Raw genomic sequence first — 6,633 nt, forward strand, 5'->3', positions numbered from 1 at the left:
GGAATGGACGGGACTCGAACCCGCGACCCCCTGCGTGACAGGCAGGTATTCTAACCAACTGAACTACCACTCCAACATGCTTTAAATCATTGTTTAATAACTTAAAGTTTTTCAGAAACTAAACTCTGCAAGCGCTGCTAACAATGTTTCTCCCTGAAGACGGAGCGCATATTACACCAACTAAATTAAATGTCTAATCTTTTTTGAAAATAATTATATTTTTCGCTCACTATGGCGAATTCACCTACTACCTAGACTCCAAACATCTTTACAATCGCTTTTGGTGCAGGCTTGCCCTAGATCAAGATACACCGATAAAAACGGTGCAATAATGAGTTTCAAGGGTTGAAACAACCACACACAAAGGAGAGAACACCATGAGTAGTACTTTTTATATCCCTGCTGTCAATATCATGGGTGAAGGCGCCCTTAACGACGCCATTTCACAAATAGCAAATCTAGGATTTAAACAAACATTGATCGTAACCGATCCTGGTATGACTAAATTAGGTGTCACGGAAGAAGTTAAAAATTTACTCAAAGAACGCGGCGTAGAAAGTGCTGTGTTTGATGGAGTTCAACCAAACCCAACAGTTAATAACGTTAATGCTGGCCTTGAAGTGCTGCATGCTCATGAATGTGACTGTGTCGTTTCTCTAGGTGGCGGTTCTGCTCATGACTGTGCAAAAGGCATCGCATTAGTAGCAACTAACGGCGGCCACATCAGTGATTATGAAGGTGTTGATGTTTCTAAAAAACCTCAGCTTCCATTGATTAGTATTAATACTACAGCAGGCACCGCGTCTGAAATGACTCGTTTCTGCATCATTACCGATCAAGATCGTCACATTAAAATGGCCATTGTTGACCAAAACGTTACGCCAATTTTGTCTGTTAACGATCCTCGCTTAATGGCGGGCATGCCACCATCACTAACAGCAGCAACCGGTATGGACGCCCTAACCCATGCGGTAGAAGCTTATGTATCAACGGCGGCAGATCCTATTACAGACGCATGTGCTATTAAAGCCATTGAATTGATCAGAGATAACCTACACGAAGCAGTACACAACGGCACCAATATGGTGGCTCGTGAACAAATGGCGTATGCACAGTTCCTAGCCGGTATGGCTTTTAACAACGCGTCATTGGGCTATGTCCATGCTATGGCTCACCAGCTTGGTGGCTTTTATGACTTGCCGCATGGTGTTTGTAACGCGGTGTTATTACCACACGTTCAACGCTACAACACACAGGTCGCATCACCACGCTTAAAAGTGATTGGTTGTGCCTTGGGTGTGAATGTCAGCGACATGAGCGATAAAGAAGGTGCAGATGCTGCAATTGCTGCAATTGTTGCCTTGTCTCAAAGCGTAAACATTCCAGCAGGATTGAAAGAGTTAGGCGCGAAGGAAGAAGATTTTGCCACACTTGCAACAAATGCAATGAAAGACGCATGTGGTTTAACTAACCCCATTCAGCCAACGCACGAAGAAGTGGTCGCAATTTTTAAAGCCGCCATGTAGGTCTTTGTTCATTGAGTAAACACCAAAAAGCCGAATGACATTTTCATTCGGCTTTTTTTACGCCTCCGTATCCAACAACATCCAATCAACAACGCCATCAGAAATGTCACAAATACATACTCATTCCTAGACGTACAAATGGCTCTCATGATAAAAAGATTCAACTTCATTCACATGAAAGGCGTTATCCATGAGCCATGAATTTATATCCTTTATGCGCAATCGCGTATCCCATGCCAACCTTACCTCGCCTGCACCGTCAGAAAAGGAATGGATGTCTATTTTAGCCGCCGCTTCAAGAGCCGCTGACCACGGCAATTTAAAACCTTGGCGGTTTTGCGTATTCGAAGGAGAAGGTCGCGCGCAATTAGGCCAAATCTACTGGCAGCATGCCGTATCTGAAGTGAGTACTATTTCACCAGAAAAGGAAGAAGCATTTATTAAAAAAGCTTATCGAGCACCCACCGTTTTATTAGTGTATGCCCACGTTCAAGAACACCCCAAAGTCCCTGCTATTGAACAAATCATGGCTGCGTCAGCCGCAACCCAACAAGTACTATTAGGTCTAAATGCCCTTGGCTATGGCGCAATATGGCGAAGCGGCCCCGCTTGCTTTACTCAAAAAACCAAAGATCTTTTATCTCTTGATAACAACGACCAAATTATCGGGCTTATTTACGTTGGAACCCCTGCAACAGACAAAGCAAATACACCTCATGACGTAGAACTGGATAAACTAGTAACCTGGGTAAGAGATTAATATCTAAGAATAAATCATAAAATAGTTGCAATATCGAATAAGCGAGACTATTATACGCGGCACAAATTAAGCAGCATGGAATTGTAGCTTATTTCGGTGGGTTGTCCGAGTGGCCGAAGGAGCACGCCTGGAAAGCGTGTATGTCGAAAGGCATCAAGAGTTCGAATCTCTTACCCACCGCCATTATCCCTCTAGAGTCATGGATTTACAGAGTGTTTCTAGAAAATATACATCAAAAAGTACATCAATAGAAAACTAGTAAGACAAATTGTCTAGCTGGTTTTTTTTGGCCATTCACTTCAAGCCATGTATCTTCTATCAAAATTTCTAGCATTTCATTTTTCTTTCGCCGATTATTTTTTGACAACTTCCCAAGAAGATGGATCGAGTTCTCAGTCAATGTAGTTGGGCCCAATAGCCATTGCATGAGAACATATTGAGCCACTACCCAGTGATAAACAGCCCATTTTCGACAATCGTGTGGGCTGGGCGCACACCTACCCTGCAAAAACTGGATCAATCAATAACTCACGTCGTGAGCACTTTGTCATTACAGAGCGTGACATTACAGCCTTAAACACACCAAACCTTGAGATTAATAATCTCTGCTTCAAACAATTTGATGAATTTATTGCCTTTAAAAATCTCTACACCGCTAAAGAAAACCTTGAAAAAATACCACAGACATCCAATAAACTGGATGTTGAAGACAACAGCGCCATCACACCCGATGAGCCGCTTCGAAACGCCTAAAAAGGGCCATTCATCACCACATCAGACTTTACCAGCTCAGCCATAGAGACCGCTCAAAAAACTGTGTACAAGAATCGCGATAGTGAACTTAAGTGATCTAGCCAAGCTCATGCTGCGTTACAGTATTGCCAGTTGTAATGAGCAGACCTTGTACATTAAAAAATTTTACGAAGAATTTTTTGAAGCCTAGCCACACAGTGGTTTACGCTCTATTTGAGAATCAGGAAAAGAGTTAACAAGGCTAAAACTTAGTTTAACTAACCATAATAAGGCTTTTATATTATTTAGTTAGCCCTGCTGAATTTGCGTTCAAGTTGAACGCCAAAAATTGAGTCTCTAATACAAATCTATTTGATACCATACAAAAATCTAGGGCTCCATACCATCATGAAGACGATGAAAAAGATGATAGCGCAACATCCAGTAGCTCGGCAGTGCCTCTCGACAGGCCCCGTGACAGCGGCTTATGAACTCAAGGTGAACGCGGGGGAGTTACGACGAGATGACGCTCAAGTCGCTTTAGCGGCAAAATTCGATGCCCTTCACAAGTCTCTTGCCTCGCTCCCGCCAGTACCTGTACGCACCGGTGATCCTACAGAGAACAGTTGCACAAGCAGAAATCCACTTTTACTGTTACTGACGCAATTCCTGGCATCCTCCAAGACCTTTCTTCGCAAGAAGCTCCATTTGTGCTTTTATGGACCACCGCCACGAGGCATGTACATTCATGGAACGGTCGGGGTCGGCAAGAGCTTTCTAATGGATCTCTTTTACGCATCGGTTACTGATGATTCTTGCTGCAATAATCACAGCCACAAACACACAAAGATTACCAAACGCCGCGCCCACTTTCATGAATTCATGCTAGACGTCCATCATCGAATCTTTGTCTACAAACAGAAGCACCCACGAGTTGATGCGATTCCCATCATTGCGCAACAATTGGCACAAGAAGCCCAACTCCTCTGTTTAGATGAATTTCAAGTGACAGACATTGCCGATGCCATGATTTTGAAGCGACTATTTTCACTATTACTGGATTGGAATGTCGTGGTAGTGGCTACCTCGAATAGACCCCCCGATGCCTTGTATAAGGGAGGCATTAACCGATCCCTTTTTTTGCCATTCATCGACATGTTGAAACACACGTCTGATGTTATCTCTATGGAGGATTCCAGCAAAGATTACCGACTCGAAAATCGAGCGTGTGGTCAATCCTATTTTTGGTCAAGCAAGGATGTTCATGGCGACAATAATATTGATAACAACATGCAGGCGCAGTTGGAAGCAATATTTGGCAGCACTGCACCCGAAACTGAGGTCGAGATCATTCCCGTCTTATTTGGTCGCACCGTCCAGGCCGTCCGGTTGAATGACCGATGCGCCTGGTTTGACTTTTCCGAGTTGTGCTACCGACCGCTCGGGGCAGCAGATTATATCTCCCTCTGCGGCCGATTTCCGGTCCTCATCATAGACCACGTTCCCCAACTGGACGCCAAACACCTCAATGAAGCGCGACGATTCGTGAACCTCATTGACGCGTGTTATGAATCTCACACCCGCTTGGTGCTGGCGGCACACGTCCCGCTCAACGAATTGTTCGTCGATTTTGAAGCGCAGGTTGAAAGCAGTGAAGGAGATGAGGAATTGATTGTCAATGAGAAGGGGGGAAACTCGAGTTCTTTTGCGACGACTATGATTCGCACCAAAGAGGGGAAATATTTCGAGTGGTCAGCGACGGGGCGAATTGGCGTGTCACTTGCTCAATTCTCGTCCGCCAATGATCTCGCCTTTTCCTTTCGACGAGCCGCATCTCGGTTGGAAGAAATGGGTGGAAAGGAATGGGGGCGGCAATAACGAAAGGTCTTTACCTTGTAGAAAACACTAAAATGAGTGACACCTCATGTTTTTTCGCTCAAATGAAAGAATTTTGGTGCGCTCTTTAACTCAGCGGCCCTAACTAAAGTGGATTTACTATGCCTCGTTTAAGGGGTATTCGATGTTCTTTATGCAATTCGATTCGTTATTTTCCTCACCAGAACTTACGAAAGCAAACCATTCGAAATTTAGATTTTTCACTCCACTCATGACCTTTTTTCATGATAACTCGTTAGTCAATGTGATCAAATAGCGCTTCTATACCTCTATCACCAGAAAGAACAAATATGAAAACACTAACAATCCTAGACGGCGGCATGGGACGTGAATTAAAACGTATTGGAGCTCCTTTCTCTCAGCCCTTATGGAGCGCTCAAGCACTCATCGAAGCGCCAGAATATGTAACACAGGCCCATCTAAATTTTATTGAGGCTGGCGCTGAAATCATCACAGTAAATAGCTACGCGTGCGTCCCTTTCCACCTTGGTGAAGCTCTCTATAACGAGAAAGGCAGCACACTGGCGACACAAGCCGCTATATTAGCTAAGGATGCCGCACTTAAGGCACAACATAACGTTTTAGTAACCGGCTCACTACCACCTCCGTTCGGTTCTTATCGCCCAGACCTATTCCAACCCATACGTGCAAAAGAAATTTTAAACACATTATTCTCAGCTCAAGATAACTATGTGGATCTTTGGCTAGCAGAGACCATTGCCAGCATTGAAGAAGCTCGCCTCGTTCAAAGCATTTTTGAGCAAACACAAAAACCTTGCCATTATGCCTTCACCTTAAATGACGAAATGGCCGCACCCGCAAGGCTGCGCTCTGGGGAGCCAATATGCAATGCAATTGAAGCTGTCATAACAGAAAAAATCGATGGCATCTTCTTCAATTGCTCTATCCCAGAAGTGATAGAGCAGGCCATTTGCGACACCAATAAAGTCCTAAAAAAACACAACATCTCGGTCAATATTGGAGTTTTTGCTAATAGCTTCTCCCCAATCCCACAAAACCATCAAGCCAATGAAAACATTCAAGACTATAGAGATGTATCGCCTGAGGAATACCTTAGATTTGCTAAACGCTGGCACAGCTTAGGAGCTAATATAATTGGTGGCTGCTGTGGCATTTGGCCTAGCCACATAAAGATGTTGAGCATGTGGAAAAACAAGCTACTTGACAACCACCAATAATTCATCAAAGCAAGGTAGCACCTTTAGACTACCGCTAGCGTGCCTCGATTAACGATTTACGACAGACACTATCACTTCTACAACCTTACCTATACCCGTTAGCTTCAAACCAGCAACGTTGATTACTGCCGCTTGATATCGCATAAATTGCAAACTGATTTCGTAAAATCAACATCTGCCACTCAGTTAATAGCAATAAAGAAAACATACCTTTTTGCACAGAAATGCACAGAAAACTAGGAAGGCTAATAATATGGTTAAATTTATACTTTGGTCAAAATTTGGTCACATTGGTCACATTGGTCACATTGACCAAAATCGAACATACAGAGACTAATAATAAATTACAATAGGAATAGATTTTAAGGTAACAGAAAATTTTGAATAATGCTGAAAGGCTTGGTATGACTGAGTTTCGAGGCTTTATGAATTTCTTGAAATATTGACAAAAAGTTGGTGGGTGTGGAGGGGTTCGAACCCCCGACATTCGCCTTGTAAGGGCGACGCTCTCCCAACTGAG

General features: G+C 43.6%; 5 protein-coding genes and 2 tRNA genes. 6 read left to right on the forward strand and 1 reads right to left on the reverse strand.

Features of this window, described 5'->3' with window-relative positions; all coding sequences use genetic code 11:
- Nucleotides 1-73 (reverse strand) — tRNA-Asp (locus tag J9B83_RS15485).
- Between the two features lie 304 nt (nucleotides 74-377).
- On the opposite strand from J9B83_RS15485, the gene yiaY reads away from it, so the two are divergent.
- The 6 genes from yiaY to J9B83_RS15515 all read left to right on the forward strand — a co-directional run bounded on the left by yiaY (nucleotide 378) and on the right by J9B83_RS15515 (nucleotide 6,113).
- The gene (yiaY, locus tag J9B83_RS15490) at nucleotides 378-1,526 is read left to right on the forward strand and encodes an L-threonine dehydrogenase (RefSeq protein ID WP_211537702.1); all 1,149 of its coding nucleotides are present in this window, start codon (nucleotides 378-380) and stop codon (nucleotides 1,524-1,526) included.
- A 190-nt stretch (nucleotides 1,527-1,716) separates the two neighbouring features.
- A complete protein-coding gene (locus J9B83_RS15495) occupies nucleotides 1,717-2,286 on the forward strand; it encodes a nitroreductase family protein (RefSeq protein WP_211537703.1) in 570 nt (189 codons plus the stop codon).
- A gap of 95 nt (nucleotides 2,287-2,381) precedes the next feature.
- Nucleotides 2,382-2,469: transfer RNA gene (locus tag J9B83_RS15500), tRNA-Ser, on the forward strand.
- A 252-nt stretch (nucleotides 2,470-2,721) separates the two neighbouring features.
- Entirely contained in the window at nucleotides 2,722-3,039 is a 318-nt protein-coding gene (locus J9B83_RS15505) for a winged helix-turn-helix domain-containing protein (RefSeq protein WP_211537706.1), read from the forward strand.
- Nucleotides 3,040-3,426: 387 nt separating this feature from the next.
- Nucleotides 3,427-4,896, forward strand: coding sequence for a cell division protein ZapE (gene zapE, locus J9B83_RS15510; protein ID WP_211537704.1), 1,470 nt, complete (start codon nucleotides 3,427-3,429; stop codon nucleotides 4,894-4,896).
- Between the two features lie 308 nt (nucleotides 4,897-5,204).
- Nucleotides 5,205-6,113: a homocysteine S-methyltransferase family protein gene (locus tag J9B83_RS15515; protein WP_211537705.1), complete on the forward strand. Its 909-nt coding sequence runs from the start codon at nucleotides 5,205-5,207 to the stop codon at nucleotides 6,111-6,113.
- Nucleotides 6,114-6,633 lie beyond the last annotated feature (520 nt).

The sequence above is a fragment of the Marinomonas vulgaris genome (assembly GCF_018145875.1).
Taxonomy (GTDB): domain Bacteria; phylum Pseudomonadota; class Gammaproteobacteria; order Pseudomonadales; family Marinomonadaceae; genus Marinomonas; species Marinomonas vulgaris.

Bases quoted from the DNA above. Each gene is read 5' to 3' on its own strand.
- yiaY (WP_211537702.1), top strand. From the start codon at position 378: ATGAGTAGTACTTTTTATATCCCTGCTGTCAATATCATGGGTGAAGGC.
- J9B83_RS15495 (WP_211537703.1), top strand. From the start codon at position 1,717: ATGAGCCATGAATTTATATCCTTTATGCGCAATCGCGTATCCCATGCC.
- zapE (WP_211537704.1), top strand. From the start codon at position 3,427: ATGAAGACGATGAAAAAGATGATAGCGCAACATCCAGTAGCTCGGCAG.
- J9B83_RS15515 (WP_211537705.1), top strand. From the start codon at position 5,205: ATGAAAACACTAACAATCCTAGACGGCGGCATGGGACGTGAATTAAAA.